General features: G+C 72.4%; 28 protein-coding genes. 18 read left to right on the top strand and 10 right to left on the bottom strand.

The window, feature by feature from the left end:
- Nucleotides 1–99: 99 nt before the first annotated feature.
- Genes ACESM1_RS05990 through ACESM1_RS06005 form a run of 4 tightly spaced genes read right to left on the bottom strand, consistent with a single transcriptional unit; the run spans nt 100 to nt 2,880 of the window.
- Nucleotides 100–846: a MotE family protein gene (locus tag ACESM1_RS05990; RefSeq protein WP_372618663.1), complete on the bottom strand. Its 747-nt coding sequence runs from the start codon at nt 844–846 to the stop codon at nt 100–102.
- Nucleotides 846–1,271, bottom strand: a complete 426-nt coding sequence (locus ACESM1_RS05995) for a DUF6468 domain-containing protein (protein ID WP_372618664.1) — start codon at nt 1,269–1,271, stop codon at nt 846–848. The genes ACESM1_RS05990 and ACESM1_RS05995 overlap by 1 nt, the downstream gene beginning before the upstream one ends.
- On the bottom strand, nt 1,268–2,347 hold the full coding sequence (gene fliM / locus ACESM1_RS06000) for a flagellar motor switch protein FliM (protein WP_372618665.1): 1,080 nt from the start codon (nt 2,345–2,347) through the stop codon (nt 1,268–1,270). The genes ACESM1_RS05995 and fliM overlap by 4 nt, the downstream gene beginning before the upstream one ends.
- On the bottom strand, nt 2,344–2,880 hold the full coding sequence (locus tag ACESM1_RS06005; protein ID WP_372618666.1) for a flagellar basal body-associated FliL family protein: 537 nt from the start codon (nt 2,878–2,880) through the stop codon (nt 2,344–2,346). The genes fliM and ACESM1_RS06005 overlap by 4 nt, the downstream gene beginning before the upstream one ends.
- Nucleotides 2,881–3,075: 195 nt before the next feature.
- Between ACESM1_RS06005 and ACESM1_RS06010 the strand changes: the two genes are divergently transcribed.
- The 7 genes from ACESM1_RS06010 to ACESM1_RS06040 all read left to right on the top strand — a co-directional run bounded on the left by ACESM1_RS06010 (nt 3,076) and on the right by ACESM1_RS06040 (nt 11,829).
- The gene (locus ACESM1_RS06010) at nt 3,076–3,822 is read left to right on the top strand and encodes a flagellar hook basal-body protein (protein ID WP_372618667.1); all 747 of its coding nucleotides are present in this window, start codon (nt 3,076–3,078) and stop codon (nt 3,820–3,822) included.
- A 168-nt stretch (nt 3,823–3,990) separates the two neighbouring features.
- Nucleotides 3,991–4,776, top strand: a complete 786-nt coding sequence (gene flgG, locus ACESM1_RS06015) for a flagellar basal-body rod protein FlgG (RefSeq protein WP_372618668.1) — start codon at nt 3,991–3,993, stop codon at nt 4,774–4,776.
- A gap of 5 nt (nt 4,777–4,781) precedes the next feature.
- A complete protein-coding gene (gene flgA, locus ACESM1_RS06020) occupies nt 4,782–5,699 on the top strand; it encodes a flagellar basal body P-ring formation chaperone FlgA (RefSeq protein WP_372618669.1) in 918 nt (305 codons plus the stop codon).
- Entirely contained in the window at nt 5,696–6,421 is a 726-nt protein-coding gene (gene flgH / locus ACESM1_RS06025) for a flagellar basal body L-ring protein FlgH (RefSeq protein ID WP_372618671.1), read from the top strand. Before flgA ends, flgH begins: the two co-directional genes overlap by 4 nt.
- A gap of 80 nt (nt 6,422–6,501) precedes the next feature.
- Nucleotides 6,502–7,338 carry a DUF1206 domain-containing protein gene (locus ACESM1_RS06030; protein ID WP_372618673.1) on the top strand — a complete coding sequence of 279 codons (837 nt, stop codon included), beginning with the start codon at nt 6,502–6,504 and terminating at the stop codon, nt 7,336–7,338.
- A 52-nt stretch (nt 7,339–7,390) separates the two neighbouring features.
- The gene (locus tag ACESM1_RS06035) at nt 7,391–8,119 is read left to right on the top strand and encodes an SOS response-associated peptidase (RefSeq protein ID WP_372618675.1); all 729 of its coding nucleotides are present in this window, start codon (nt 7,391–7,393) and stop codon (nt 8,117–8,119) included.
- Between the two features lie 74 nt (nt 8,120–8,193).
- Nucleotides 8,194–11,829 (top strand): P-loop NTPase fold protein, encoded by a 3,636-nt coding sequence (locus tag ACESM1_RS06040; RefSeq protein WP_372618677.1) that lies wholly within the window; start codon nt 8,194–8,196, stop codon nt 11,827–11,829.
- Between the two features lies 1 nt (nt 11,830).
- Here the strand turns inward: ACESM1_RS06040 and dksA are convergent, their stop codons facing one another.
- Together dksA and ACESM1_RS06050 are read right to left on the bottom strand one after the other, a co-directional pair.
- The gene (gene dksA, locus ACESM1_RS06045) at nt 11,831–12,247 is read right to left on the bottom strand and encodes an RNA polymerase-binding protein DksA (RefSeq protein WP_372618678.1); all 417 of its coding nucleotides are present in this window, start codon (nt 12,245–12,247) and stop codon (nt 11,831–11,833) included.
- A 131-nt stretch (nt 12,248–12,378) separates the two neighbouring features.
- Complete coding sequence (locus ACESM1_RS06050) at nt 12,379–12,789, bottom strand: flagellar assembly protein FliX (protein ID WP_372618680.1); 411 nt, start codon at nt 12,787–12,789, stop codon at nt 12,379–12,381.
- Between the two features lie 173 nt (nt 12,790–12,962).
- Between ACESM1_RS06050 and ACESM1_RS06055 the strand changes: the two genes are divergently transcribed.
- The 11 genes from ACESM1_RS06055 (at nt 12,963) to ACESM1_RS06105 (ending at nt 21,468) form a co-directional block, all read left to right on the top strand.
- Nucleotides 12,963–14,090: a flagellar basal body P-ring protein FlgI gene (locus tag ACESM1_RS06055; RefSeq protein ID WP_372618682.1), complete on the top strand. Its 1,128-nt coding sequence runs from the start codon at nt 12,963–12,965 to the stop codon at nt 14,088–14,090.
- Entirely contained in the window at nt 14,087–14,380 is a 294-nt protein-coding gene (locus tag ACESM1_RS06060; RefSeq protein ID WP_372618683.1) for a rod-binding protein, read from the top strand. The genes ACESM1_RS06055 and ACESM1_RS06060 overlap by 4 nt, the downstream gene beginning before the upstream one ends.
- Nucleotides 14,377–14,772: a hypothetical protein gene (locus ACESM1_RS06065; RefSeq protein WP_372618685.1), complete on the top strand. Its 396-nt coding sequence runs from the start codon at nt 14,377–14,379 to the stop codon at nt 14,770–14,772. Before ACESM1_RS06060 ends, ACESM1_RS06065 begins: the two co-directional genes overlap by 4 nt.
- Nucleotides 14,773–14,826: 54 nt before the next feature.
- Nucleotides 14,827–15,603 (top strand): RibD family protein, encoded by a 777-nt coding sequence (locus tag ACESM1_RS06070; protein WP_372618686.1) that lies wholly within the window; start codon nt 14,827–14,829, stop codon nt 15,601–15,603.
- Nucleotides 15,603–16,586 (top strand): zinc-dependent alcohol dehydrogenase, encoded by a 984-nt coding sequence (locus ACESM1_RS06075; protein ID WP_372618688.1) that lies wholly within the window; start codon nt 15,603–15,605, stop codon nt 16,584–16,586. The genes ACESM1_RS06070 and ACESM1_RS06075 overlap by 1 nt, the downstream gene beginning before the upstream one ends.
- A gap of 151 nt (nt 16,587–16,737) precedes the next feature.
- Nucleotides 16,738–17,136, top strand: coding sequence for a 6-pyruvoyl trahydropterin synthase family protein (locus tag ACESM1_RS06080; protein WP_372618690.1), 399 nt, complete (start codon nt 16,738–16,740; stop codon nt 17,134–17,136).
- A 2-nt stretch (nt 17,137–17,138) separates the two neighbouring features.
- Nucleotides 17,139–18,176: a glycosyltransferase family 4 protein gene (locus ACESM1_RS06085; RefSeq protein WP_372618692.1), complete on the top strand. Its 1,038-nt coding sequence runs from the start codon at nt 17,139–17,141 to the stop codon at nt 18,174–18,176.
- Nucleotides 18,176–19,048: a class I SAM-dependent methyltransferase gene (locus ACESM1_RS06090; protein ID WP_372618694.1), complete on the top strand. Its 873-nt coding sequence runs from the start codon at nt 18,176–18,178 to the stop codon at nt 19,046–19,048. Before ACESM1_RS06085 ends, ACESM1_RS06090 begins: the two co-directional genes overlap by 1 nt.
- Nucleotides 19,049–19,066: 18 nt before the next feature.
- Nucleotides 19,067–19,540: a cupin domain-containing protein gene (locus tag ACESM1_RS06095; protein WP_372618696.1), complete on the top strand. Its 474-nt coding sequence runs from the start codon at nt 19,067–19,069 to the stop codon at nt 19,538–19,540.
- A 16-nt stretch (nt 19,541–19,556) separates the two neighbouring features.
- Nucleotides 19,557–20,840 (top strand): 3-oxo-tetronate kinase, encoded by a 1,284-nt coding sequence (gene otnK / locus ACESM1_RS06100; protein ID WP_372618698.1) that lies wholly within the window; start codon nt 19,557–19,559, stop codon nt 20,838–20,840.
- The gene (locus tag ACESM1_RS06105; protein ID WP_372618700.1) at nt 20,833–21,468 is read left to right on the top strand and encodes an aldolase; all 636 of its coding nucleotides are present in this window, start codon (nt 20,833–20,835) and stop codon (nt 21,466–21,468) included. The genes otnK and ACESM1_RS06105 overlap by 8 nt, the downstream gene beginning before the upstream one ends.
- Nucleotides 21,469–21,635: 167 nt before the next feature.
- On the opposite strand, the gene ACESM1_RS06110 is transcribed toward ACESM1_RS06105, so the two are convergent.
- The 4 genes from ACESM1_RS06110 to ACESM1_RS06125 all read right to left on the bottom strand — a co-directional run bounded on the left by ACESM1_RS06110 (nt 21,636) and on the right by ACESM1_RS06125 (nt 25,988).
- Nucleotides 21,636–22,175: a histone H1-like repetitive region-containing protein gene (locus ACESM1_RS06110; protein WP_372618702.1), complete on the bottom strand. Its 540-nt coding sequence runs from the start codon at nt 22,173–22,175 to the stop codon at nt 21,636–21,638.
- 656 nt (nt 22,176–22,831) lie between these two features.
- A complete protein-coding gene (locus tag ACESM1_RS06115) occupies nt 22,832–23,971 on the bottom strand; it encodes a bifunctional 2-methylcitrate synthase/citrate synthase (protein ID WP_372618704.1) in 1,140 nt (379 codons plus the stop codon).
- 17 nt (nt 23,972–23,988) lie between these two features.
- On the bottom strand, nt 23,989–24,447 hold the full coding sequence (locus tag ACESM1_RS06120; protein ID WP_372618706.1) for a GNAT family N-acetyltransferase: 459 nt from the start codon (nt 24,445–24,447) through the stop codon (nt 23,989–23,991).
- Nucleotides 24,447–25,988 carry an MmgE/PrpD family protein gene (locus tag ACESM1_RS06125; RefSeq protein ID WP_372618708.1) on the bottom strand — a complete coding sequence of 514 codons (1,542 nt, stop codon included), beginning with the start codon at nt 25,986–25,988 and terminating at the stop codon, nt 24,447–24,449. Before ACESM1_RS06125 ends, ACESM1_RS06120 begins: the two co-directional genes overlap by 1 nt.
- Nucleotides 25,989–26,050: the final 62 nt, after the last annotated feature.

Here is a 26,050-nt window from a genome sequence, read left to right on the forward strand (position 1 = left end):
GCCTGTTTCACCCATGTGCAAATCGATCGCGCCATCCTGGCGTGAAGAATGAATCCGGCTTAGCGGGCTTGCATGAACGCATCGCCAACGCCGGCGCGCTCATCGCCGTGCCGCCTGCCGGCCGCTGGTCGCCGCGCCCGGCTGTGCCGCACCCGACTGTGCCGCGCGCTGCTGTTCCACGCGCTCCGCGCGAAGCCGCGCCAGCTCCGTGGTCAGCAGCCGCGCGCGCTCCGGCCGCATCGCGCCCATCACCGGCGCGGCCTTCGCCTCGCGCATGCGGTCCACAATCGAGACCAGCACCGACATCTCCAGCTCGTCGAAGATCACGGCGGCGTCGCGCGGGCGCATGCCCTCATAGAGCTTGACCAGTCCGCGCAGCCCGGTCTCCTCCCGCGTCGCACGTTCGCGCTCCAGCGCTTCGAGCCGCCGCTGCAGCGCGGTGAGTTCCTCGACGCGTGCGGCAAGGCGCCGCTCGGTGGCGGCGAGCATCACCTCGCGCTGCGCCGCCGCCTGCTCGCGCGCCTCGATCTCGACGCGCCGCGCGCGCAATGCTTCCAGCACGGCGCGCTCGGCGGCGGCCTCCGCGGCTGGCGGCTCCGATGGCGGCGGCGCTGGCTGCTGCGCCGCCGGTGCCGGCGGCTGTTGCGGTGCCTGTGCCGGGGCCGCCGCCGGTGATGCCGGCTGCGGCGTCTGCGCTGCGGCGGCGAGCGGCCGCGCCGGTGGAAGCGCCGCCTGCTGCGCCTCCGCACCGCCCGCCCAGAGCGGCGAGACCAGCCGCTCAGCCTTGGCCAGCACCAGCAGCGCCGCCGCGCCGATGGCCAGCGGCAGCAGCCGCAGGCGCGGCATCAGCGCAGCCCCTTCAGCGCCCGCAACAGCTCGCGCTCCGCCTCGCTGCGCGCGCTGCGCCCAGCGGCCTGCGCCGCCGCGGTCGCCGGCTCTGCAAGCGGCCGCGCCTCGCGCACCAATGCATCGAGGCGATCGGCGAGCACCTCCGAACGCTCGACCAGGAAGGCCAGGTCGTCGCGCAGTTTCTCAGCAGTGGCGACGCGCTCGGCGACCATGCGCCCGGTTCCCTCGGCCGTCGCGCGCAGCCGGGCGAGCGCGGCCTCCGCCGCCTCGGTCGCCTGCGCGATTCCCTCGGCGCCGTCGCGCAAGCCCCCGCCGGCCTCGCGCAGTGTGGCGATGCGGCGTTCCAGGCGCCAGGCGAAGGGGATCAGCGCCAGCAGCAGCAGCAGCAGCGCGGCTTGCGCGATCCATTCCAGCATGCTCATGCCGCTTCTTCCTCCGTCGGCAGGACCGGCAGCGGCCTCACCTTCTCGATCCGCACCGCCAGCCGGTTCTCCCGACGGCCGAGCTGCGCCTCGAACAGCTCGACATCGCCGCAGCGCAGGCTGACCGGCGCGCCGGGGCCGGCCGCCAGCGAGATGCGGTCGCCCACCTTCAGGTCGAGCACCTGGCGCAGCGGCATCAGCTGCTGGTCCAGCACCACGTCGATCGCCACCTCGGTCTGGCGCAGTTCCTCGGCCAAGTGGGTCTCCCAGATGCTGTCGCGGCCGAAGCGCTCGCCCATGAATTGCTGCAGCAGCAGCTCGCGCACCGGCTCGAGCGTGGCGTAGGGCAGCAGCACTTCCAGCCTGCCGCCGCGATCCTCCATCTCGATCCGCATGCGGCTGACGACCGCGGCGTTGGACAGGCGGGAGATCGCGGCGAAGCGCGGGTTCACCTCCAGCCGGTCGAAGCGGAAATCGACCTCGCAGAGCGGCTCGAACGCCGCCTTGAGATCGCCGAGCACGACGCCGATCAGACGCTCCACCAGCGTGCGCTCGATGGTCGTGTAGGGACGGCCCTCGATGCGCATCGCCGCGGTGCCGCGCCGCCCGCCGAGCAGCACGTCCACCACCGAGTAGATTAGCGCGGAATCCACCACGATCAGCCCGAAATTGTCCCACTGGTCGGCGCGGAACACCGCCAGCATCGCCGGCAGCGGGATCGAGTTCAGGTAGTCGCCGAAACGCTGCGACCCCATCGCGTCGATCGAGATCTCGACATTGTCGGAGGTGAAGTTGCGCAGCGTCGTCGTCATCAGCCGCACCAGGCGGTCGAAGACGATCTCCAGCATCGGCAGGCGCTCGTACTGCACCAGGCCGGAGGAGATGATGCGCTCGATGCCCGAGAGGCCCTGGTCCGACGAGGGGCCGGATTCGAAGCCGAGCAGGCTGTCGATCTCCGCCTGGTTGAGCACGCGCGTGGCTTCCGGCGGCGGCCCCTCGGCGGCCTCGCCGCCGCCTTCCTGGTCTAGCGCCGCGCCCCAGGCGGCGGCGAGGTCTTCCTCCTCCGAGCCGCTCATTGCACGAGGATCTCGACGAAGAGCAGGTCGGTGATCTGCGCCGGCGTGGCGGCGATGGTGGCCCGCGCGATCAGCTCCTCCCGCAGCCGGTGCGAGCCGGCGGAGCCGCGCAGTTCCTCCGGGCGCACCTCCCGAAGGTAGGTCGCGAACAGGTCCACCAGCCGCGGCATCGCGGCCTGCACCGCCGGCACGTCCTCAGAGCGCGACACCTCGATCTTGGCGCGCAGCCGCACGAAGCTGGCGCGCCGCCCCGGCACGTTGAGGTTGGAGACGATCTCCGGCAGGTCCACGAAGGCCGGCACCGGCGCTGGCGGCGGTGCCGCCTCGGCCGTCTGCGCGGCTTCCTCCTGGCTGCCGCCGCCCATGCCGAGCAGCGGCGGCAGGATGCCGCCGAACCACAATCCGGCACCGAGGCCGAGCAGCAGCACCGGCACGGCGATCAGGATGAGCTTCTTCTTGCCCCCCTTCTTGGCCGCGGCCTCCTCGCCGCCTTCGCCCGCAGGCGCCTTCGCTTTTTCCCCCTTGGCCGCCATTGGCCTGCCCATCGCCTCCTGCCTGGCGGAGGCATCCTGCGCCGGCGTGGCTTAACGAAGCCTTGCGCCGCGGCGGCCCTTGCCGGCAGCCGGCAGATCCTGCCGCGCAACGGGCAAGTGCGGCCCGGCGGCGCGGCACCGCGGGCTGGCACGCCGGTTGCGTTGTCGCGCACCGACCAGATCCGAGTGCCCCGCATGGACAGCCCCGGCTACATCGTCCTCTCCCGCCTCATCGCCGCGCAGCGCGCCACGGCGGTGACGGCGCACAACATCGCCAACGCCGACACACCCGGCTTCCGCAGCAGCCGCCCGATCTTCGCGACCGTGCTGGAGCGGCAGATCGGGGCCGAGGCGCCGCGCGGCGGGCGCGACCTGGCCTTCGCGCAGGACCGCGCGACCTGGCGCGATGCCGGCCCCGCGCCGCTGATCCGCACCGGCAATCCGCTCGACATCGCGATCTCCGATCCGGAGGGCTTCTTTGCGGTGCAGACGCCGAATGGCGAGCGCTTCACCCGCGCCGGCCGCTTCACGCTGGATGCGGAAGGCGGCGTGGTGGACCCCGAAGGCCGCGCCGTGCTCACCGCGGAAGGCGCGCCGCTGCGCATCCCGCCCGGCGCCGCGCGCATCGAGATCCGCGGCGATGGCGCCGTGACCACCGAGCAGGGCATCGCCGGCCAATTGCGCGTGGTGCGCTTCGAGGATGCGCAGCGCCTGCAGGCCGAGGGCGACCGCAACTTCCTCGCCCCCGACGACATGCCGCCGGCGCCGGTGGAACGCCCCGGCCTGGTGCAGGGCGCGATGGAGGGCAGCAATGTGCGCGCGGTGGTCGAGCTGACGCGGCTGACCGACGACATGCGCCATTTCCAGATGGTCACCCAGATGGCGGAACGCGAAGGCGAGCGGCTCGGCACCGCCGTCGATCGCATCCTGCGGCGGCGGTAAGGAGACGAGAGATGCAGACCGCCTCGCAACCCGAGCTGGCGGCCGGCATAGCCGGCCGAGCGCGCGAATGCGCGCCGCGCACAAACCGCCTGCGCCGATGGAACCGCCGGTGGCCTGCGCGAAGGCAAGCGGCCGGAGGCCGCGCCCGCCGCCTGAGGGCACAATAACATGCGATCCCTTCATATCGCCGGCACCGGCATGATGGCCCAGCAGACCAACGTCGAGGTCATCTCCAACAACATCGCGAACATGAGCACCACCGGCTACAAGCGCCGGCGGGCCGAGTTCCAGGACCTGATCTACCAGAACCTGCGCCGCGTCGGTTCGCAGTCGGCCGACACCGGATCGGTGCTGCCGTCGGGCGCGCAGATCGGCCTCGGCGTGAAGACCGGCGCGGTCTACCGCATCACCGAACAGGGCAGCCTCAGCCAGACCGGCAACCGCTTCGACCTCGCGGTCCGTGGCAACGGCTATTTCCAGGTGACGCTGCCGACCGGCGAGACCGCTTATACCCGCGACGGCACCTTCGCCCTCTCGCCGGAAGGCGTGATCGTCACCGCCGACGGCTTCGTGGTGAACCCCGGCATCACCATCCCCGCCAACGCCACCGACGTGACGATCAACGCCAGCGGCGAGGTGCTGGCCAAGATCGACGGTCAGATCGCGCCGCAGAATGTCGGGCAGCTGCAGCTGGCGATCTTCGCCAACGAAGGCGGGCTCGAGGCGATCGGCGACAACCTGCTGCTGGCGACGCCGGGCTCCGGCGATGCGCAGCAGGGCGCGCCGGGCACCCCGGGCTACGGCCAGATGCTGCAGGGCTTCGTCGAGACCTCCAACGTCAACGTGGTGCAGGAGATCACCAACCTGATCACGGCGCAGCGCGCCTACGAGATGAACAGCCGCGTCATCTCGGCGAGCGACGAGATGCTCTCCACCCTGTCGCGGCTGCGGTGAGCGTCATGCGGATCCTTCTCCTTCTGCTGCTTGCCTTCGCGGCGCCGGCGCGTGCGGAGCCGGCCAGCCTGCGGACCCTCGCCGTCGTGGAGGAGCCGATGGTCCGGCTCTCCGACCTGTTCGACAATCTCGGCCAGCGTGGCGAGAAGGTGCTCGGCCCCGCCCCGCCGCCCGGCACGCGACTGGTGGTGGAGGCGCCGCAGCTGCTGGCCATCGCGCGCGCCAACCGCATCGCCTGGCGTCCCGCCGGCGGCGCGGAGCGCGTGGTCATCGAGCGCCCCGGCCGCGCCCTGGCACGCGAGGAGGTGCTGCTGGCGCTGCGCGGCGCGCTGCGCGACCAGGGCCTGGAAGAGGGCATGGACCTCGACATCCCGGGCTTCACGCCGCCGATGGTGCCGGAGGGCGCCTTCGTCCGCGTGGTGGTGGAGGGCGCGATCCTCGATGCCGATGGCGGCCGCTTCGCGGCGACGCTGGCGCTGCTTGCGGAGGGCATGCCGACGCAGCGCCTGCGCCTCGCCGGCCGCGTGGTGGAGACGGTGCCGATGCTGGTCGCCGCGCGCCGCATGTCACCCGGCGAGGTGGTGCGCGCGAACGACGTACGGCTGATCCGCGTGCCGGCCTCGCGCCTGCGGCCGGGTGCCGCGCAGGCGATGGATGGCGTGGTCGGCCAGGCACTGCGCCGCCCGGCGGCGGCGGAGCAGCCGCTGATGCTGGCGGACCTGTCGCGGCCGGCGATGGTGGAGCGCGGTCAGACCGTGACGATGCTCTACGAGGGGCCGGGCATCATGCTCACCGCCCAGGGCCGCGCGATGGACTCCGCCGCGCGCGGCACCGGCGTGCCGGTGATGAACCTGTCGAGCCGCGTCGTCGTGCAGGCGGAAGTGGTCGCGCCCGGACGGGTGCGCGTGGGAGGTGCGCGATGAGGATGTTGCTGCTGGTGCTCGCCGCCGTCGCGCTCGGCGGCTGCGAGCGGATGAGCGAGCTCGGCCGGCCACCGGCGCTGGCCGCCATCGAGAACCCGACCGCGGACCCGAACTGGCGCCGCGTCAGCATGCCGATGCCGGCGGCGCATGCGCCCGGCGGGACAGGCAACTCGCTCTGGCGGCCCGGCAGCCGCACCTTCCTGCGCGACCAGCGCGCGGCGCAGCCGGGCGACCTGGTGACGGTGCTGGTCTCGATCCAGGACCAGGCGCAGCTGCAGAACAGCACCGAGCGCGAGCGCCAGGGCAACGACACCATGGGGTTTCCGCGCCTGTTCGGGCTGGAGAGCTCCATCACGCGCCTGCTGCCCAACACCGTGGACCCGACCCGGTTGGTCGAGACCAACGGCACGCAGACCACCTCCGGCTCCGGTAGCATCCGGCGCACCGAGACGGTCGCCATGCGCGTTGCCGCGACGGTGGTGCAGGTGCTGCCGAACGGCAATCTTGTGGTGACCGGCCGCCAGCAGGTGCGGGTGAACAGCGAGCTGCGCGACCTGACGGTGAGCGGCATCATCCGTCCGCAGGACATCGGCAGCGACAACACCGTGCGGCATGACCGGCTGGCCGAGGCGCGCATCGCCTATGGCGGCCGCGGCACCGTCAGCGACGTGCAGCGACCGCGCGTCGGGCAGGAGTTGCTGGATATCGTCCTGCCGTTCTGAGGGGCCGGGGCAGGCGCGCGGAACCTCCGCGGCCCCAAACCCGTTCCGTGGAGGCGACGTTTACCTCATCAGGAGCGTTCATGGCGGCCCGGCGGAACCGACTCGAACTGCTCGCGCGCCTCGGCTATGCGGCGCGCGGCGCCGTCAGCCTCATCATCGGCGTGCTCGCCCTGCTCGCCGCGCTGGGGCGGGGCGGCGGTGCCACCGGGTCGAAAGGCGCGTTGCAGACCCTGTTTTCCCAGCCGGCCGGCGCCGTCCTGCTCGGCGTGGTGGCGCTCGGCCTGTTCGGCTTTGCCATGTGGCGTGCCTTCCAATCCCTGCTCGATGCGGATGAGCGTGGCACCAACGCGAAGGCGATCGTGCTGCGCATCGGCCAGGCCGTCTCGGCCGTCATCTATGTCGGCCTCGGCGTCTTCGCGCTGAGCCTCCTCTTCGGCTGGGGCCAGGGGAGTACGGAGGGCGGCGAGGAGTCGGCGCGGGACTGGACCGCCTGGCTGCTGGCGCAGCCCTTCGGTCGCTGGCTGGTCGGCGGCGTCGGGCTGGCGGTCGCAGGCGCCGCCCTGGGGATGGGCTACAAGGCTTGGACCGCCTCCTTCACGCAGCATCTTGCCGCGGACGCCCCGCGCTGGGTGACGACGCTGGGGCGCGTTGGCTATGTCGCGCGCGGCATCGTGTTCCTGGTGATCGGCGGCTTCCTCCTGCTTGCCGCCTGGCAGTCGGACGCCAGCGAGGCGCGTGGCCTCGGCGGCGCACTGGCCTCGCTGCAGGCGCAGCCTTTCGGGCAGGCGCTGTTCGGCCTCGTCGCCGCCGGTCTCGCGGCATTCGGCGCCTTCGAGTTCGCCGAGGCACGCTACCGGCGCATCGGCGCGCCCGATGCAGGCAGGGTTGCCGAGGCGGCCAAGGCGAAGATGGCCTGAACGGCCGGCCCCGAGGTTCCTTCGGCGGCCTGATGGGCCATATGCTGCCCGCATGTGCGGCCGCTTCTTCCTGCAGCGCGACCCGGCGGGACTCGCGCGCTACTTCGAGACGGTGAACCCGACGCCGAACCATGCGGCATCGTGGAACGTCGCGCCGACGCAGACCTCTCTGGTGGTCCGCCGCCATCCCGAACGCGGCGAGCGGCACCTCGATGCGCTGCGCTGGGGGCTAGTGCCGCGCTGGGCGAAGGACACCAAGGACGCGGCGAAGCTGATGAATGCGCGCGCCGACGGCATCGCCGAGAAGCCGTCCTTCCGCGATGCCTTCGCCAAGCGCCGCTGCCTGGTGCCGATGGACGGCTTCTACGAATGGCGGAAGGCAGAGGATGGCAGCCGGCAGGCCTTCGCCGTGGCGCTCGCCACCGGCGAGCCTATGGCCGTCGCCGGGCTGTGGGAAGGCTGGAAGTCGCCGGAGGGCGAGTGGCTGCGCACCTTCACCGTCATCACCACCGACGCGAACCCGAAGCAGGCGCTGGTGCATCATCGCATGCCGGTCATCCTCGCACCAGAGACGTGGGACGCCTGGCTCGGCGCCGAGCCCGCGGAACCGGCCGACCTGCTGGAACTGCTGGTCCCCTGCCCGGAGGAGGAACTTGCGATCTGGCCGGTGGACAATCGCGTGGGCCGCGTGGCGGAGAACGACGCCGGGCTGCTGAAGCGCGATAAGCTGGCGCAGCCGCCGGCGGCGCTGGACGACACGCCGCCCGACCTCTCCAGCTGAGACGCGCGCGAAGGCGCTTGGTATCCGCAACCTGCCGTTGCTAGCCTGACCTCCCCAGCACGGAGGCCAGGGGCATGGATGCTCCGCCGGGCGCGCCGACCGAAATCCCCGTTCCGCTCGATGCGGCGGCAACGGAGGTCGTGCGGCTGGCCGCGCATCTCGGCGCGCAAGGGCCGGACGACGTTTTCGTCAGCTACACGACGCTGCTGCTTGGGCTGCTCTTCGCGCGACTGGATTTGCCGGCGCAGACGCTCGCTTCGGGCGTCACCGTCAGCACAGCGCCGGCATGGCATGTGGAGGCGAACCGTGCGTTGCGCGTGGACAGGATCCTGCGTGAGAAGAGCCTGCCGCGCGACGTCGCGGAACAGATCACGGCGCAGGTGGCGTCCGGCGAGTTGCAGGGATGGCCGAGTGGTCGCCCGCTTCTCTCCGTCTCCGCGACGAATGTGCTGCACGATGCCGGCTACCGCGCCGGCGCCTCCGGCACCGCGCCGGCAATGGTGACGCCAGCGGACATCATGGCGAGCTATCTCCTCACCATCCCGGAGGCGCACCGGATGCAGGCCGAGAGCTGGCGGCTCAGTGCCCCGCCTGGCCAGCGCATCGCCGCCTTACTAACGCGGCCCGCCTGGGTCGAGCCGGAGCCCGGCGACCTGCCCGCCTACGACCGCGGCGCCGGACGCATGCTGCGCATCGCCTTCGCCCTCGCCGCCCGCCGTCGCGGTCAGCGCCGCCCGCTGATCGACAGCCGCGCCCTGCTCGTCGCGGTGGTCGAGTCCGTGCCGCAGCTCGACCCGCCCGACACCGTGGAAGCCGAGGTTCTGCGCGGCATGATCGGGGCGGAGGACGAGGGCTCGGCCTATCGTCGCCAACGCGGGCAGGCCTTCGACCTGCCGGACCTCGCGGAGGCGGCGCGTGCCGCCACCACCGATTGGCCGCCGCTCAGCCAGAATGCGCAGCGCATCCTGGAAACCGCACGCGAGGTCGCGCAGCGCATGTCGGGCAGCACCGTCGTCGGCGCCCGCCACCTCGTCGCGGCCGTGGTCAGCGAACCCGACGGAACCGACCGGCTGAGCGGGTCCGGCAGCTGGCTCGGCGAATTCGGCGTGGACAGCGAGAGGCTGCGCGAGGCGCTCGCGCGCGTCATCGCCGGCTGGCACGGCAGCGACGACCAGGCAGCCTGGCACCGGCTACTGATCGGCGGCGGCACGCGGCTGATCGCCGTCGCGCGGCCCGACACCATCCCCGACGATCCGCGCGCCGAGGACAGCCTCGACCTGCGGCGCTACGCGGACGCCATCGGCGCGCTGATCTCGGCAGGCGACCAGCGGCCGCCGCTCTCCATCGCGGTGTTCGGCTCCTGGGGATCGGGCAAGTCCTACTTCATGGCGATGATCCGCGCCGCTGTGCGCGACTTCGAAGCCTCCGGCATCGCCGCCCATGCGACCCAGGCGCCCTCCCCCTTCCTCCGCCGCGTGGTGCAGATCGAGTTTAACGCCTGGCACTACGCCGAAGGCAACCTCTGGGCGAGCCTGGTGCACGCCATCCTGGTCGGCCTGCAACGCGCGATGACGCCGGAGGCCGACCGCTCGCCCTTCCAGGACGTGCTCGACAAGCTCCATTTGCACGAGGCCGCGCGCATCGAGGCGGAGGCGAAGCTGCGCGAGGCCGAGCAGCGGCTGGAGGAGACGCGCGCCGCCCTCGCAAAGGCCGAGGAGGAGGCCGAGACGCGCAGGACGCGCGAGGACACCATCCCCACCGCCGCCGACATCCTGCGCGGCGTGCAGGAGGAGACGCTGGCGGCGCTGCGCCCGGCCGGCGACGGCACCGATCCCAAGGCGTGGATCCGCACCGTCGGCTCCAGCGTGCAGCAGGCTGCCGAGTATCTCGGCCGGCGGGAACTCGCCGCGCAGGTGCCGGCGCTGCAGGCGGCGGCCGAAGCCGGCGCCGCGACGGAAGCGGCGATGCGGGTGAAGGTCGCCGAGATCCGCGAGTTGCTGGACGAGGCGAAGGCCAGCACCGATCGTGGCCTGTCGCTGCTGAGCTGGCTGGCCAATGCGCGGCTGCCGGAAGGCGGCCTGCTGAAGACGGCGCTGAGCGGCGTGGCCGTGCTGCTCGCGCTGCTGGTCGTCGCACTCCTGCTGGAACGGCACGGTGCGGCGATCGCCGCCTGGATCACCGGTGCGGCGGCATTGCTCGCGCCGCTGCTTGGCGCGGCCACCGCTGCCCTCGGCTGGGCGCGCCGGCACCTGGCGGACGCCACGCGCGCCTTCGCCGTGCTCGGCAGCATCCGCGAGCGGGTGGAGGCGCGGCAGGCCGGCCTGCTCGCGGCGCGCGATGCCGAGCTGCTCGCCGCCCGCCGCGCCACCGCGGAGGCGGAGGCGGAAGCCGCGCGCCGCCGCGCTGAGCTGGAAGCGGCACGCGTCGCGGTGGCCAAGGCGCAGGAGGAGCTGACCGCCGCGACCTCCCCGGAGCGGCTGAAGCGCTTCGTCGCGCAGCGCCTGGCGGAGGGCGACTACCAGCGGCACCTCGGCCTGATCCACACCATCCGCAGCGACCTCGAACGGCTCGAGGACATCCTGCGCGGCGTGCACCCGCGGGAGGCGGAGTTGCGTGGCGAGGCGCCGGTGCAGCGCATCGTGCTCTATATAGATGACCTGGACCGCTGCCCGCCGGCGCGCGTGGTGGAAGTGCTGGAGGCGGTGCACCTGCTGCTCGCCTTCAAGCTGTTCGTGGTGGTGGTGGGCGTGGATGTGCGCTGGGTCGCGCAGGCGCTGCGTGACCGCTATCCGCTGCAACTCGGCTACGCGCCGGGCATCGCCTCGCCGATGGACTACCTGGAGAAGGTCTTTCAGATCCCCTTCTGGTTGCCGGCGATGGATGCCGGGGCGGGGCGGCGGCTGCTGGAATCGGCGGTTGGCCCGGTGTCCTCGGCCACGGCCACAGCGCCGGCCGGCGTGCAGCAGACCGGAGGCGGCGGCGGCACCCCTGACGAGCCCGAGGGGAAGGATGCCGCCGCCGAGCAGGCCGAGGCCGCAGCCATGCAGCCCGAAGCCACGCCCGGCGGGGTGGCGCCGAAGGTCACCGTCGCCGACACCCAGGCCGCCGCGGAGGCCCTCGCGCTGGGCGAGGCGGAGCGCGAATGCCTGCTCGGCCTGGCCGCGGCGGTCGGTGCCTCGCCGCGGCGGGCGAAGCGATTCGCGAACCTCTACCGCCTGCTGAAGGCCAGCCTCTCGCCAGCCGAGCGCCGCGGCTTCGTGCTCTCCGGCGGCAAGGCCGGCAGCTACGAGGCCGCGCTGCTGCTGCTCGCCGCCACCACCGGTGCGCCGCATGCCGCGCGCGCCCTCATCGAGGCGTTGGGCGACGCGCCCGCCCCCGAAGGCGAGACCTGGCTGGAGGATCGATTCGCGCATGCATTGCCCGCCGTGCCGCCGCCCGAACAGGCCGCCTTTGCGGCGGCGCGCGAGCGTGCGCTGGCCGCAAAGGATGGCGCGGCGATGGCGGCGCATCTGCAGTTCTGGGCGTCCCGGGTGACGCGGTTCGTGTTCGACGGCCACACGCCCCGCGTGCCGACACCTGCCCCCGATCACGCTTCGGCGATTGCCGCGCCGAAGGATGCCGGCCCAGGCCAGCCGCCCGCGAAGCGCGCGACGCCGCGGAAGCCGCCCGGCCGGCGCAAACCGCTGGCCGCGCCCGCGGCGGCGCAGTGACTCAGTCGTCGCGGTGCACGCGCTCCATGCGCTCGTGCCGCTCCTGCGCCTCGATCGAAAGGGTGGCGATCGGGCGCGCTTCCAGCCGGCGCAGGCCGATCGGCTCGCCGGTCTCCTCGCAATAGCCGTAGGTGCCGTTCTCGATCCGCTCGAGCGCCTGGTCGATCTTGGAGATCAACTTGCGCGCACGGTCGCGGGTGCGGAGTTCCAACGCACGGTCGGTCTCGACGCTGGCACGGTCGGTGAGGTCCGCCTCGGCGATGCCGCCCTCGCCCAGGCTGTGCAGCGTCTCGCCCGCCTCGCGCAGAAGATCGCTGCGCCATCGCAGGAGCTTCTGGCGGAAATACTCGAGTTGGAGGGGGTTCATGAACTCTTCGGCTGACGCTGGTTTGTAGTCCGGCGGCAAGGTCACGAGCATGGCACCATTTTCCCCAACCCCCTCCGGCCATGGCCCGGCGCCCGGCCAGCGAAAGCGGCCGGACCATAGTGGCGGCATTGGGGCGGAGACAAGCCCCTCGTTAACAGCAAGTTCCTGATCTTCGCCTGTTTTCATCTTCCTGACGCGAAGGCAACGCGACGCCGTGCAAGCTCCACCCGCGCACGCAGTGAGATCTCTTGCAGTGTGCGGCGCAGCATCGGATCCGCCACCGCTTCCGCGCCGCCCGCCAGCGCGGCCAGCCGTTCGAGCCGTTCCGGATCATCGCGCCCGCGCAGCAGGTCGAGCTGCAATCCGTTCAGCTCGTCGAGCGCGGCATTGCCGCGCCGCGCGGCACGCTCCCCGGGCGGCTCGACGGGCGCGCCCTGCTCCTGCAGCGCCAGCAGCGCGGAGACGCTGCCGGCAGCCGCGGTGGCCGCGCCCTCTCGTGCGGCGGCGCTGTCCGGCAGCGCGAAGCCGGCGCCCGTCCGAACCGCCCGCCGGAGCGGCGGCGTGCCACCCGTGATCCCGCCGACCCTGCTCATCCCATCGCCTCCTGCGATCCCTGCCGTTCGACGGCAGTCCCTGCCCCGGCCCGGCAAGCCCTGCCGGTCGAAACCCTGCCGGGGGCTGGCACGCCACTTGCCATCCACTCCACCACACGGCCGAAGGGCCGCACGGCACGGAGGAGAGCGTGGCGGAAAATCCTTGCCCGAGGATGACGAAACCGGTGCGGCAGGTCGCAGCGAAGATCGCGCGGCTGCTGTTCGGCGCTTTCATCCTCCTCTCCTCCCATCCCGCCGCGGCCCAGGTGCGCATCAAGGACATCGCGGATGTCGAGGGCGTGCGCGACAACCAGCTGGTCGGCTACGGCCTGATCGTCGGGCTGAACGGCACCGGTGACCGGCTGCGCTCCGCCCCCTTCACCCGCCAGTCGCTGATCGGCGTGCTGGAGCGGCTGGGGGTGAACACGCGCGACCAGGAATCGCGGCTGGATACGCGCAATGTCGCGGCGGTGATGGTCACCGCCAACCTGCCGCCCTTCGCCCGGCCGGGCAGCCGGATCGATGTCGCGGTCTCGACGCTGGGCGATGCCAGCAACATCACCGGCGGCACGCTGCTGGTCACGCCGCTGCTCGGCGCCGATGGCGAGGTCTATGCCGTGGCGCAGGGCGCGGTCGCGACCGGCGCGATCGCCGCGCGCGGCGCCGGCGGCAGCGTCACCCGCGGCGTGCCGACCGCCGGCCGCATCTCGAGCGGCGCGGTGGTGGAGCGCGAGGTCGCCTTCCGCTTCGCGCAGGGCGACCGCATCCGCCTGTCGCTGCGCAACCCGGACCTCACCACCGCGCGCCGCATGGCCGCCGCGATCAACCGCATGGCGCGCAGCCCCGCGGCCCAGGCCACCGATCCGCGCACGGTGGAGCTCAGCCTGGTCGGCCGCGACGCGATGGGCTTCCTCGCGGAGGTCGAGCAGCTCCGCGTGGAGCCCGACCAGGTGGCGCGCGTGGTGATCGAGGAAGCTTCCGGCACCATCGTCATGGGGGCGAATGTCCGCATCAGCACGGTGGCGATCGCACAGGGCAACCTGACCATCCGCATCACCGAGACGCCGCAGGTCAGCCAGCCCAACGCGCTCGCCAATGGCGAGACCGTGGTGACGCCGCGCACCAACATCGAGGTCGACGACCAGGCCGAGCGCCGCATGGGCGTGCTGCGCGGCGCGGTGACGCTCGACGAACTGGTGCGCGGGCTGAACAGCCTCGGCGTCGGCCCGCGCGACCTGATCACCATCCTGCAGACCATCAAGGCCGCCGGCGCATTGCAGGCGGAGCTGGAGGTGCGATGACCATGTCCCTCGCCGCGGCCACCGCCGGTGCGGCCGCCGCCACCCCCGCCACGCTGCGCCGCCTGTCGCGGGATTTCGAGGCGCAGGCCGTCGCGGCGATGTTCCAGCCGGTCTTCGCCAGCGTGCCGACCGATGGCCCCTTCGGCGGCGGCGCGGCGGAAGCGCAGTGGCGCCCGATGCTGGTGGACGCCATCGCCCGCGACCTGGCCCGCGCCGGCGGGCTCGGCATCGGCGAGGCGGTGTACCGCGAATTGCTGCGCGCCCAGGAAAGGGCAGGAGAACCCGCATGATCGAACCGCTGATGCTCGCCGCGCAACGCCTGATGGAGGCGCTGCGGGCGGAGAACGAGGCGCTGGCCAGGCTCGACCTCGCCACCGCCGGCGACCTCGCCGTCACCAAGCGGCAGGCGGCGGATGCCTTCGCCGCCGCCTTCGACGCTGCGAACCGCACCGGCAGCCGCGCCGAAGGCCCGGATCGCATGCGGGCGGAGGAGATCGCGCTGCGCCTGCGCGACCTGACGGCGGAGAACCGCCGCCTGCTGGAACGCGCCATCGAGTTGCAGTCCCGCGTGATCGAGACCATCGCCGGCGCCGCCAGGCCGACCGGGCCCGGCACCTATGGCGCGCGCGGGCGGCTCCGCGATGGCGTCGGCGCGCCGGTCTCCGTGCTGTCGCGCGCCTGAACGGACCCCGCCGAAGTTGCGGAGGGCGCGGCGCTTCGGCATAGCTGCCGCCGCATGCAGAACCCGACACCGCAGGACGAGGATTGGACCGCGCTGCTCGCGGCGCGCCATGGCGGGCCGCTGCCGTCCTCGCCGCTCGGCGAACTCTTCGCACCCGTCCTGGCGCCGCCCGCGGCCGCCGATGGCTGCCGCGTGGTCGGGCGGCTGGCGCAGACGCTGGATGGCCGGATCGCGACGAACAGCGGATCCTCGCAATGGATCGGCGGCGCGGGCGACCTGCTGCACACCCATCGCCTGCGCGCGCTCTGCGACGCCGTGCTGGTCGGCGCCGGGACGATCCGGCACGACGATCCGCGGCTGACCACGCGGGAGGTCGCCGGGCCGAACCCGGTGCGCGTGGTGCTGGATGCGGCGCGGCGCCTGCCCGCCACGCACCGCGTCTTCCAGGATGGCGAAGCGCCGACGCTGCTGGTCAGCGCGGTGGACGGCCCCCCCTCGCACGGCCGGGCCGAGGTGCTGCGCATCCCGCGCGGCACGCGCGGCCTCGACCTGCCGGCCCTGCTCGCCGCGCTCGGCGCGCGCGGGCTCTCGCGCATCTTCGTGGAGGGCGGCGGGCAGACGGTCTCGGCCTTCCTTGCGGCGGGCTGCCTGGACCGGCTGCATCTGACGGTGGCGCCGGTGATCCTCGGCTCCGGCATCCCCGCCTTCACCCTGCCGGAGGCCGCGCGCATCGCCGATGGGTTGCGCGTCGCCTGGAAGGTCTGGCCGCTCGGCGAGGACATCCTGTGCGACATTGCGCTCGACCGCGCGAAGCCGAAGGTGTGTGCGTGATGCGGGCGAAGGCGCTTTGGACGGTCGCACCCGGGGTCGCGGAGATCCGCGAGCACGACCTGCCCGTGCCCGGCCCCGAGCAGGCGCTGGTGGTGACGCGGGCGAGCGGCATCTCGCGCGGGACGGAGCGGCTGGTCTTCACCGGGCGCGTGCCGAGGAGCCAATGGCCCGCCATGCGTGCGCCGCTGCAACATGGCGACTTCCCTTTCCCGCTCTCCTATGGCTATGCCGCGGTCGGCGAGGTGAAGGCGGGGCCGGCGCATCTGCTGCATCGCCGCGTCTTCTGCCTGCATCCGCACCACGATGCCTTCGTCGCGCCCGCCGCGATGTGCATCCCCATCCCCGACGCCGTGCCGGATCGTCGCGCGGTGCTGGCGGCGAACATGGAAACCGCCGTCAACGTGCTGTGGGATGCGCGGCCACTGGTGGGCGAGCGCACGCTGGTGGTGGGCGCCGGGGTGGTCGGGCTGCTGGTCGCCTTCCTGCTGGCGCGCATCCCGGGCGTGGACCTCGCGGTCTGCGACCTCGACGAGTCCCGCCGCGCCATCGTCGAAGCCTTCGGCGCCCGCTTCTGCGCGCCGGGCGAGGCGCCGGCGGATCGCGACCTGGTGGTGCACGCCTCGGCGAGCGCGGAGGGGCTGCGCCTCGCCCTTGCGCAGTGCGGCTTCGAAGGACGCATCATCGAGGCCTCCTGGTTCGGCGACCGCGCCTGCGAACTGCCGCTCGGCGAGGCCTTCCATGCGAAGCGGCTCTCGCTGGTTTCGACGCAGGTGGGCGCGGTCGCGCCGGCGATGCGCGGGCGGCGCACGCATGGCGAGCGGCTGGCGCTGGCGTTGGCGCTGCTGGACGATGCGCGGCTCGACATGCTGCTCGGCCCCGACCTGCCCTTCGCGGAATTGCCGGCGCGGATCGGATCGGTGCTGTTGCCGAAACCGGGCGAGCCCCAACCTCTCTGCCCCGTCGTCAATTTCGCCTCGGCATGAACGCTTCGCCTTCATGCCCCTCAGACGCCGGGCGGCGGCCATCCGGCCGCCTTGGCTTCGCGCGACAACGCGCGGGCCGCGTTCGCGGCCTCGGCCCGCTCCGGGCGGGCCGCCATGACACACACATATATAGAGTGAGAGCGCGCCGCCGATGTTCAGCCTGACCGTCGTGGACCACATCATGATCGCCCACAGCTTCCGCGGCGAGGCCTTCGGCCCGGCGCAGCGGCTGCACGGCGCCACCTTCATCGTCGAGGCGGAGTTCCGCGCGCCGAAGCTCGACGACCTGCACCTGCTGATCGACATCGGCCTGGCCAAGGACGTGCTGCGCGCCGTGCTGGCCCCGATCGACTACCGCAACCTCGATGCCGAACCGCTCTTCGCCGGCAAGAACACCACGACGGAGTATCTCTGCCTGCACATCCAGCAGGAGCTCGCCAAGGCCTGCCGCGACGGGCGGCTCGGCGACGGGGGCAAGGGCGTGACGGTCATCAAGGTGCTGCTGCGCGAGAGCCACGTCGCCTGGGCGGCCTTCGAGGGCCTCGTCTGAGCATGCGGGTCGCGCTGCTCGTCCCTGGCCCGTTCGACACCATCTCCGGCGGCTACATCTACGACCGCCGGCTGGTCGGGGGGCTGCGCGCGCTCGGGCACGGGGTGGAGGTGGTGGAACTCCCCGGCCGCCATCCACTGCCCGACGATGCCGCCACCGAGGGCGCGCGCGCCGCGCTTGCCGCCGTGCCGGAGGGGACACGTATCGTCGTGGACGGGCTCGGCCTGCCCGCCTTCGCGCCGCTCGCGGAGGACCTCGCCGCCCGCGGCGCCATCGGCCTGATCCATCACCCCACCGCCCTTGAGCACGGCAATCCCGGCCCGGTGCGCGATGCGCTGCGCGAGGCGGAGCGCGCGCTGTTCCCCCGCCTTGCGCGGCTGGTGGCGACCAGCCCGCTCACCGCACGGCGGCTGGCGCCGGAGTTCGAGGTGGATCCCGCACGGATCGGCGTGGTGGAACCCGGCACCGATCCGGCGCCGCGCAGCCCCGGCTCGGGCGGCGTGGGCTGCGCCATCCTGGCGCTCGGCTCGCTGATTCCGCGCAAGGGCCATGACGTGCTGCTACGCGCCCTGGCAACGCTGTTCGACCTGGACTGGACGCTCACCATCGCCGGCGGCGCGCGCGATCCCGTCTATGCGCACGGCCTCTCGGCCCTCGCCGAGGAGCTTGGCATCGCCCAGCGCGTGACCTTCGCCGGCGAGGTGGACGGCGCCGCGCTGGAGGCGCTGTGGCAGCGCACCGATGTGTTCGCGCTGGCCAGTCACTGGGAAGGCTACGGCATGGCGGTGGCCGAAGCGCTGGCGCGCGGGCTGCCGGTGGCGGTGGCGTCCGGCGGCGCGCTGGCGGAGCTGGTGCCGGTGGAGGCGGGCGTGGTCTCGCCGCCGGGCGATGTGGTTTCGCTCGGCAAGGCGATGCGCCGGGTCGTCTTCGACACCGAATTGCGCGCCGGAATGGCGGAGGCCGCGTGGTCGGCCGGCCAGAAGCTGCCGCGCTGGGAGGACCGCGCCGCGGCCTTCGTCGCCGAGCTGGAGCGCGGCTGATGGCCGAGAGCTTCGATGGCGACTGGCTCGACCTGCGCGAGCCCTTCGATGCCAGGGCGCGCAACCCGGCGCTGGCGATGCGGCTCGCAGAGAGTCTGCCGGCGCGGCCGCGCATCCTCGACCTCGGCGCGGGCACCGGCTCCCTGCTGCGCTGGCTCGGCCACTTCATCGGGCGGGCGCAGGCCTGGACGCTGGTGGATGCCGATGCCGGGTTGATCGAGCGCGCCTTCGACACCATCGCCGATCGCGCGAGCGCGGCGGGCTGGGGCGTCACCTGGCCAGGCAAGCGGACGCTGCTGGTGCACAGCCCGCGCGGCGCCTGGCGCGTCGAGGGGCTGGTCGCCGACCTGCGGGAGGCGCCGGACAACCTGCCGCTGCACAACGTTGACGCCGTGGTGAACACCGCGCTCTGCGACCTGGTCAGCGAGGATTGGATCGGGGAGATCGCCGATGCCTGCGCCGAACACCGCCTGCCCTTCTACGCGGCGTTGAACGTGACGGGGCGCGAGCGCTTCACGCCGCCGCAACGCGGCGATGCGCTGGTGGCGCGCGGCTTCGCCCGCGACCAGGCGCGCGACAAGGGCTTTTCCGGCATCGCGCTCGGCGCAAAGGCGCCTGCCGCCATCGAGGCCGCCTTTGGGACGCGCGGCTACGAGGTGCTTCGTGCGCCTTCCGACTGGGTGGTGCCGCGCACCGCGCCGGCCATGGCGGTTGCCCTCTCCGACGGCCATGCCGAGGCAGCGATGCGGCAGGAGCGGCGGGAGGCGCGGCGGATCACGCGCTGGATGCTGGACCGCGCCGGCCAGGCGCGCGACCTTCGGCTCTCGGTGCGGGTGGGGCACGCCGACATGCTCTGCCTGCCGCCGCGCTGAGCCCACCGGGAGGAAGCCATGCCGGACAAGCCCATCGCCATCCTGGCCAGCGATGCACCCTCGAGGGGCCCCTCCGGCTATCCGGAGGATCTGCGCCGCAAGGTCGCGGGCCGCGAGAAGCAGGTGCTGGGCGACGTCTTCGGCCTGGTCAATTTCGGCGTGAACCTCACGCGCCTGGCGCCGGGCGCGGCCTCCGCGCTGCGCCACGCGCATGCGACGCAGGACGAGTTCGTCTATATCCTCGAAGGCGCGCCGACGCTGCGCACCGATGCCGGCGACACGCCGCTCAGCCCCGGCATGTGCGCCGGCTTCCGCGCCGGCACCGGCGACGCGCACTGCCTGGTGAACCTCACCGACCGGGATGTGCTGTACCTCGAGATCGGTGATCGCTCGCCCGGCGATCGGGTGGTCTATCCGGATGACGACCTCCACGCCGAGATGGGCAGCGACGGAAGGTGGCGCTACAGCCGGAAGGACGGCACGCCCCTCTAGCCACACGGAAGCCATCATGCCCCTGCTGCTCGGCTGCATCGCGGACGACTTCACCGGCGCCACCGACCTCGCCTCCATGCTGGTGAAGAACGGCATGGCGACGGTGCAGGTGATCGGCGTCCCCCACGGCGCCCTGCCGGAGGCTGACGCCGTGGTGGTGGCGCTGAAATCGCGCACCGCCCCGGTGGGCCAGGCCGTCGCGGAGAGCCTGGCGGCGGCCGAGGCGCTGCTCGCCGCCGGGGCGAAGCAGCTCTTCTTCAAATACTGCTCGACCTTCGACAGCACCGACGAAGGCAATATCGGCCCGGTCGCGGATGCTCTGCTGAAGCGGCTGGGAAGCGGCTTCGCGATCGCCTGCCCGGCCTTCCCGGCCAATGGGCGCAGCATCTACCAGGGGCACCTCTTCGTGGGCTCCCGCCTGCTGAGCGAGAGCGGGATGGAGAACCACCCGCTCACGCCGATGCGCGACCCCGACCTGGTGCGCGTGCTCGGCCGGCAGACCGAGGGCGGCGTCGGGCTGGTCCCCTTCGCCGTGGTCGAGCACGGCGCCGCGGCGATCCGGCGGGAGATGACGCGCCTCGCCGAAAGCGGGCGCCGCTATGCGATCGTGGATGCGGTGAGCGACGCGCATCTGCACGCCATCGGGGAGGCAGTCGCCAGCCATGCGCTGGTCACGGGCGGCTCCGGCGTTGCGATGGGCCTGCCGGAGAATTTCCGCCGTGCCGGTCTGCTGCCGGCGCGCAGCGATGCGGCGGCGCTGCCGGCTGCCTCCGGCCTCTGCGCGGTCGTGGCCGGCTCGTGCTCGCGCGCGACACTCGGCCAGATCGGCTTCGCCCGCGACCATGTGCCGGTGCTGGAGCTCGATCCGCTCGCCACACCGGACGCGGCGGCGCTGGCGGCCGAGGCGCTGCGCTGGGCGGAGGGCAAGCTGGATGCGGCGCGCCCGCTGGTCGTCGCGGCCAGCGCGCCGCCCGAGAAGGTCGCGGCTCTGCAGGCGAAGCTCGGCCGCGATGCCGCCGGCGCGCTGGTGGAGCACGCACTTGCCGCGGTGGCGGAGGGCCTCGTTGCGCGCGGCGTCAAGCGACTGGTGGTGGCGGGCGGCGAGACCTCGGGCGCGGTCGTGCAGCGGCTCGGCGTGCGCTCCTTGCGCATCGGCGCGGAGATCGACCCGGGCGTGCCCTGGACGTTTGCCGAGACCCGCTTCGCGGGGGGCGCCGAGCCTGCCTCGATCCACCTGGCGCTCAAGAGCGGGAATTTCGGGGCGCGCGACTTCTTCCTGAAGGCGTTCCAGCATGTCTGAGGCCGCGATCCGGGAGGAGCTGGCCACGCTGGCGAAGTCGCTGTTCGACCGCGGCTACTCGGTCGGCACGGCGGGCAATATCAGCGTGCGGTTGCCTGACGGCTGGCTGATGACGCCGACCAATTCCTGCCTCGGCCGGCTGGACCCCGCGCGCATCAGCAAGCTTGCGCCGGACTGGTCACATCTGTCGGGTGACAGGCCGTCGAAGGAGGTGTTCCTGCATCGCGCCGTGCTGACGGCGCGGCCGGAGGCGGGTGCGGTGGTGCATCTGCACTCCACCCACGCCACCGCGATCTCCTGCCTGACGACTGAGGGCGGAGACGCCGATATCCCGCCGCTGACGCCCTACTTCGTCATGCGCATCGGTCGCCGCCTGCCCTGCGTGCCCTACTACCGGCCCGGCGACGCGGCGATGGAGCCTGCGGTGCACCAGGCGGCGCTTGGCGCCAAGGCGCTGCTGCTGGCCAACCATGGGCCGGTGGTGAGTGGGAAGACGCTGGCGGACGCCGTGCACGCCAGCGAGGAGCTGGAGGAGGCCGCAAGGCTGGCGCTGCTGCTGCGCGACGTGCCCGGCGTGCGGCGCCTGACGCCGGCGCAGGTGGACGACCTGCTCGCCACCTTCGGCTGAGGCACCGCTCCGGGCACCTCTTCGCGCCGCAAAGCGCCCCGCGCACGGAGCGGTCGCGTCACAGCGGAGGCGCGCCTTCGGCACGGCGCGCGTGATGGCACACACTCGACGCGCAAAGGGCGCCGTCCTTGCGGACGACGCCCTCCACGCCGGGATCGGCGGTCAGGTCAGGAGGCGCTGTCGGTCGTCGGTGCGGCCGAAGCGGCGGCAGCGGCGGCGGCGGCCTTGTTCGCGGCGCGGGTGGCGGCGGCCCTCTTCGCGGCCTCAGAGCGCGCAGAGGGGGCCTTCGCCGCGGCGGCCTTCTTCGGCGCGGCCTTCTTGGCAGCGGCCCGCTTCGGCGCGGCCTTCTTGGCAACGGCCTTCTTCGGCGCGGCCTTCTTGGCAGCGGCCCGCTTCGGCGCGGCCTTCTTGGCGGCGGCCTTCTTCGGCGCGGCCTTCTTGGCAGCGACCTTCTTCGGCGCGGCCTTCTTGGCAGCGGCCTTCTTCGGCGCGGCCTTCTTGGCGGCGGCCTTCTTCGGCGCGGCCTTCTTGGCGGCGGCCCGCTTCGGGGCGGCCTTCTTCGCCGCGGGCTTCTTCGCCGCGGCGCGCTTCGGCGCAGCCTTCTTCGCCGCCGGCTTCTTCGCCGTCTTGCGGGTGGCGGCCATCGCCATCGCCTGGGCGCGCGGCTCGGCGCCCTCGGTCTCGGTGGTCTCGACGATATCGGTCATGAGGTCAGGTCCTTGGTCTGTCCGATGATGGTGTTCCGTAGGTGGCGCGCCGACGCGGTAGGCAGGGCGAGGCGTCCACGATCGCAGTCGGGTGGCGGCGTGGCGGTCGGCGCGGATCCCGTATCGCGCCGGACCGCGGAAGCCACCGTCCATTCCCACACAGGCGCCGGGGACGACGCGCGCCGCGCAGTGCGACGCGAGGCGCTTGCTCCGGCTTCTCTCCCGCCTTGAGGCGGCGGTACGGAGAAGGATGCGCGTTGAATGCTTCCCTCCTCCCCGAGCCTGCGGTCCATGGACCGATCCTTCCTGCTGCGCGCCTCCTCGCCGTGTCGCTCGCCTTCCTTCGATCGCCTGCTCGTCCGGTCAGGACATCGAGGCTTCGATCTTCAGCGCGCGAATCGCGTCAAGCGAGTGCGTGCGACTCTCTCGTGGTGCATCTGCAAGCACACTGTCAAACGGAATCGCATCGGCGGTGCACGACGACGCGCACGAAGTTCGACGACGCGCTTCGTCGTCGTCCGTCGTGGTGCGTGTCGTCGTGTCGGAGCGTGCTCTCCGCCTCGTCGCCGGGTTGGCGGCAGGAGCATTCCGCGCGGCCCTGGCGGGACGCCGGAGAGCGCCGCGCCGGTGCATCCCGGCGCGGCGCAGGCGGCCGTTCAGCCGCGCCGGGAGATCGGCACGACCGGTCGCTGCGCGGCCCCGGTATAGACCGAGAGCGGGCGGATCAGCCGGTTGTCCGCCGCCTGCTCCAGCACATGCGCGGCCCAGCCGGTGATGCGGGAGCAGACGAAGATCGGGGTGAACATCGGGATGTCGAAGCCCATCAGGTAGTAGGCAGGGCCTGCCGGGAAATCGAGGTTGGGGTGGATGTTCTTCACCCTGAGCATCTTCGCCGCCAGCACGCGGGAGGTCTCCATCCAGCGGCGGTCGCCCACCACCTCCGCCATCTTCTCGGCGTATTTGGTCATCGTCGGCACGCGGGAATCACCGCTCTTGTACACCCGGTGGCCGAAGCCCATGACCAGCGCCTTGTGGTCGAACTTGCCCTCGAGCCAGCTCTCCGCCGCCTCCGGCGAGCCGATCTCCTTCAGCATGTGCATCACCGCCTCGTTGGCGCCGCCATGCAGCGGGCCCTTCAACGCGGCGATCGCCGCGGTGATGGCGCCGTGCATCTCCGCCCCGGTCGAGGTGACGGTCCGGGCGGTGAAGGTGGAGGCGTTGAAGGTGTGCTCGGCGTAGAGGATCATCGAGACGTCGAAGGACTTGATGACCTCCGGCTGCGGCACCTTTCCGAACACCAGGTGGAAGAAGTTCTCGCAGAAGGGCAGCGCGGGATCCGGCTCGATCGGCTCCAGCCCCTTGGAGAGGCGGTTGGTCGCCGCCACCGCGGTCGGCAGCTTGGCCAGCAGCCGCATCGCCTTGCGCCGCTGCGCCGCGTCCGAGACATCGGCCGTCTCCGGATCCTCCATTCCCATGAAGGAGACGGCGGTGCGGATCGCGTCCATCGGGTGGGCGTCCCGGGGGAACTCCCGCAGCACGCGCAGCAGCGCCGGGGAGAGGGCGCGGTTGGCGCGCTCCTCGGCCTGGAACGCCTTGAGCTGCGCCGCGGTCGGCAGCTCGCCGTTCCAGAGCAGGTAGGCGACCTCCTCGAAGGAGGCCTCTTCGCAGAGGTCCTGCACGGCGTAGCCGCGATAGGTGAGGCTGTTGGTCTCCGGCATCACCTTGGAGACGGCGGAGACGTCGGCATAGACGCCGACGAGGCCCTTGTAGATGGTGGGCGTATCGGTCTCGGTCATCAGGCGGTTCCCCTTCCTCACGCCGGCCGCCGCCATTCGTAGCGGACGTCCGGCTCCTTCTCCTCGTTGCCCGCGCCGTCGGTGGAGGCGACGGCGCGGAACCCATGTCTCTCATAGAAGCGCCGCGCGGCATGGTTGCGCTGGAAGGCCCAGAGCGTCAGGCGCTCCCGCCCCTCCATTGCCTGCAGCAGCAACGCCCGGCCGATGCCCTCGCCCCTTCGCGACGGCGCGAGGTAGAGGTGGTCGAGCCACTCCCCGCGACGCGCGACGAAGCCGACGGGCGCTGGGTTGCCGGCGACCCAGACCTCGGCCTGGGGCAGGACCTGGCCCGCGATGAAGGCCAGGTCCTCCTCCGGCGTGTGCAACTCCGGCAGCCAGGGCATCGCAGCGCGGATCGAGGCGCGGAGGATGCGGGCGATCGCCGCCGCATCCTCGGGCTCCGCCGGCCGGATCACGATGCTGCCGGCGCCGGCCATCAGAAGATGCCCGGCTTCGACTCCAGCAGCGTGCCGGCGGGCAGCGCCACGTTCAGCACGTGCAGCTCACCGGCCGGGATGCCGGCCAGGTCCTGCACATCGGCGAGGAAGCGGTTGGCCTCCCGCGTGGTGATCAGGCCCTCGGTGAGCGTCCGGAACTTGTTGACGTACTGCTCGCGGGCGAAGGGGCGGGCGCCGTTCGGATGGGCGTTCGCCACGCCGAGCTCATCCACCAGCGTGGAGCCATCGGTGAAGCGGATCTCCACCCGCCCGCCGAAGGCAAGTTCCTCCGGATCCCGTGAGTGATACTTCCGCGTCCACTCCGGATCCTCCCGCGTCTCGATCTTCTGCCAGAGGCGGACGGTGTCGGCGCGGCCGGCACGGCGGGGGGCGTAGCTGTCCACGTGGTGCCATCGGCCGTCCTGCAGGGCGACGGCGAAGATGTACATGATGGAGTGGTCCAGCGTCTCGCGGCTGGCCTTGGGGTCCATCTTCTGCGGGTCGTTGGCGCCGGTGCCGATCACGTAGTGGGTGTGGTGGCTGGTGTGGATGGTGATCTTCTCGATCGCCTCGAAGTCCGTGATCTTCTCCCGCATGCGGAAGGCCAGGTCGATCAGCGCCTGCGACTGGTACTCGGCCGAGTGCTCCTTGGTGTAGCTGTCCAGGATGGCGCGCTTCGGCTCGCCGGGCTCGGGCAGCGGCACCTCGTAGTAGACGGGGTCGTACACCGTGCCGCGCCCCTTGCTGTCGGCCTGGGTCCGGCCGGAGAGCACCCAGGCGATCACGCTGTCCTCGCCCTCGTAGATCGGGCTCGGCGCGCCCTCCCCGCGCATGCAGCGGTCCACCGCCTCCACCGCAAGCTTGCCGGCATGGGCAGGTGCGTACGCCTTCCAGCTGCTGATCTCACCCTTCCGGCTCTGCCGGAAGGAGATGGAGGTGTGCAGCGCCTGCTGGATGGACTGGAACACCACCTCCTGCTTCAGGCCGAGCAGCGTCCCGATCCCGGCGGCCGCGGCCGGGCAGAGATGGGCGATGTGGTCCACGCGATGCTCGTGCAGGCAGATCGCGCGGACGAGATCGATGTGCAGCTCATAGCCGGTGGCGAGCCCCCGAATCAGGTCGCGCCCGCTGCGCCCCATCGCCTGCGCCACCGCCAGGATCGGCGGGATGTTGTCGCCGGGGTGGGAGTAGTCGGCGGCGAGGAAGGTGTCGTGCATGTCGAGCTCGCGCACCGCCGTGCCGTTCGCCCAGGCCGCCCATTCCGGCGAGACGGTGGTGGCCGCCTTCACCCCGAACACGCTCGCGCCGCCGTCCCGCTTCAGGTGGCCGAGCGCCATGCCGCGCGCGGAGACCACCGGGCGGCGGTTGATGGCGGCGATGGCGACCGAGGCGTTGTCGATGATGCGGTTGATGATCATCGCCTGCACGTCCTTCGGGACGGCGACCTTGTCGGTGGCGACCGCCGCCATCTTCCAGGCGAGCTGGTCCTCGCGCTTCAGCAGCGCCTTGGAGGGATGGACCTTCACCGGATGCTTCTTCACGTCTCTTCCTCGTCCTTGCCGTGTGGAATGCGGGAGCTTTTTGCGCCCGTGGCGCATGATCG

It is taken from the genome of Falsiroseomonas sp. (assembly GCF_041690465.1).
In the GTDB taxonomy this organism is placed as follows: domain Bacteria; phylum Pseudomonadota; class Alphaproteobacteria; order Acetobacterales; family Acetobacteraceae; genus Falsiroseomonas.

Bases quoted from the DNA above. Each gene is read 5' to 3' on its own strand.
- ACESM1_RS06005 (WP_372618666.1), bottom strand. From the start codon at position 2,880: ATGGCGGCCAAGGGGGAAAAAGCGAAGGCGCCTGCGGGCGAAGGCGGC.
- ACESM1_RS06115 (WP_372618704.1), bottom strand. From the start codon at position 23,971: ATGACCGAGACCGATACGCCCACCATCTACAAGGGCCTCGTCGGCGTC.
- dksA (WP_372618678.1), bottom strand. From the start codon at position 12,247: ATGCTCGTGACCTTGCCGCCGGACTACAAACCAGCGTCAGCCGAAGAG.
- ACESM1_RS06040 (WP_372618677.1), top strand. From the start codon at position 8,194: ATGGATGCTCCGCCGGGCGCGCCGACCGAAATCCCCGTTCCGCTCGAT.
- ACESM1_RS05990 (WP_372618663.1), bottom strand. From the start codon at position 846: ATGCCGCGCCTGCGGCTGCTGCCGCTGGCCATCGGCGCGGCGGCGCTG.
- ACESM1_RS06070 (WP_372618686.1), top strand. From the start codon at position 14,827: ATGCAGAACCCGACACCGCAGGACGAGGATTGGACCGCGCTGCTCGCG.
- ACESM1_RS06030 (WP_372618673.1), top strand. From the start codon at position 6,502: ATGGCGGCCCGGCGGAACCGACTCGAACTGCTCGCGCGCCTCGGCTAT.
- flgG (WP_372618668.1), top strand. From the start codon at position 3,991: ATGCGATCCCTTCATATCGCCGGCACCGGCATGATGGCCCAGCAGACC.
- ACESM1_RS06120 (WP_372618706.1), bottom strand. From the start codon at position 24,447: ATGGCCGGCGCCGGCAGCATCGTGATCCGGCCGGCGGAGCCCGAGGAT.
- otnK (WP_372618698.1), top strand. From the start codon at position 19,557: ATGCCCCTGCTGCTCGGCTGCATCGCGGACGACTTCACCGGCGCCACC.
- ACESM1_RS06080 (WP_372618690.1), top strand. From the start codon at position 16,738: ATGTTCAGCCTGACCGTCGTGGACCACATCATGATCGCCCACAGCTTC.
- ACESM1_RS06105 (WP_372618700.1), top strand. From the start codon at position 20,833: ATGTCTGAGGCCGCGATCCGGGAGGAGCTGGCCACGCTGGCGAAGTCG.
- ACESM1_RS06055 (WP_372618682.1), top strand. From the start codon at position 12,963: ATGACGAAACCGGTGCGGCAGGTCGCAGCGAAGATCGCGCGGCTGCTG.
- ACESM1_RS05995 (WP_372618664.1), bottom strand. From the start codon at position 1,271: ATGAGCATGCTGGAATGGATCGCGCAAGCCGCGCTGCTGCTGCTGCTG.
- ACESM1_RS06110 (WP_372618702.1), bottom strand. From the start codon at position 22,175: ATGACCGATATCGTCGAGACCACCGAGACCGAGGGCGCCGAGCCGCGC.
- ACESM1_RS06010 (WP_372618667.1), top strand. From the start codon at position 3,076: ATGGACAGCCCCGGCTACATCGTCCTCTCCCGCCTCATCGCCGCGCAG.
- ACESM1_RS06075 (WP_372618688.1), top strand. From the start codon at position 15,603: ATGCGGGCGAAGGCGCTTTGGACGGTCGCACCCGGGGTCGCGGAGATC.
- ACESM1_RS06065 (WP_372618685.1), top strand. From the start codon at position 14,377: ATGATCGAACCGCTGATGCTCGCCGCGCAACGCCTGATGGAGGCGCTG.
- ACESM1_RS06060 (WP_372618683.1), top strand. From the start codon at position 14,087: ATGACCATGTCCCTCGCCGCGGCCACCGCCGGTGCGGCCGCCGCCACC.
- ACESM1_RS06085 (WP_372618692.1), top strand. From the start codon at position 17,139: ATGCGGGTCGCGCTGCTCGTCCCTGGCCCGTTCGACACCATCTCCGGC.
- flgH (WP_372618671.1), top strand. From the start codon at position 5,696: ATGAGGATGTTGCTGCTGGTGCTCGCCGCCGTCGCGCTCGGCGGCTGC.
- ACESM1_RS06090 (WP_372618694.1), top strand. From the start codon at position 18,176: ATGGCCGAGAGCTTCGATGGCGACTGGCTCGACCTGCGCGAGCCCTTC.
- flgA (WP_372618669.1), top strand. From the start codon at position 4,782: ATGCGGATCCTTCTCCTTCTGCTGCTTGCCTTCGCGGCGCCGGCGCGT.
- ACESM1_RS06035 (WP_372618675.1), top strand. From the start codon at position 7,391: ATGTGCGGCCGCTTCTTCCTGCAGCGCGACCCGGCGGGACTCGCGCGC.
- fliM (WP_372618665.1), bottom strand. From the start codon at position 2,347: ATGAGCGGCTCGGAGGAGGAAGACCTCGCCGCCGCCTGGGGCGCGGCG.
- ACESM1_RS06095 (WP_372618696.1), top strand. From the start codon at position 19,067: ATGCCGGACAAGCCCATCGCCATCCTGGCCAGCGATGCACCCTCGAGG.
- ACESM1_RS06050 (WP_372618680.1), bottom strand. From the start codon at position 12,789: ATGAGCAGGGTCGGCGGGATCACGGGTGGCACGCCGCCGCTCCGGCGG.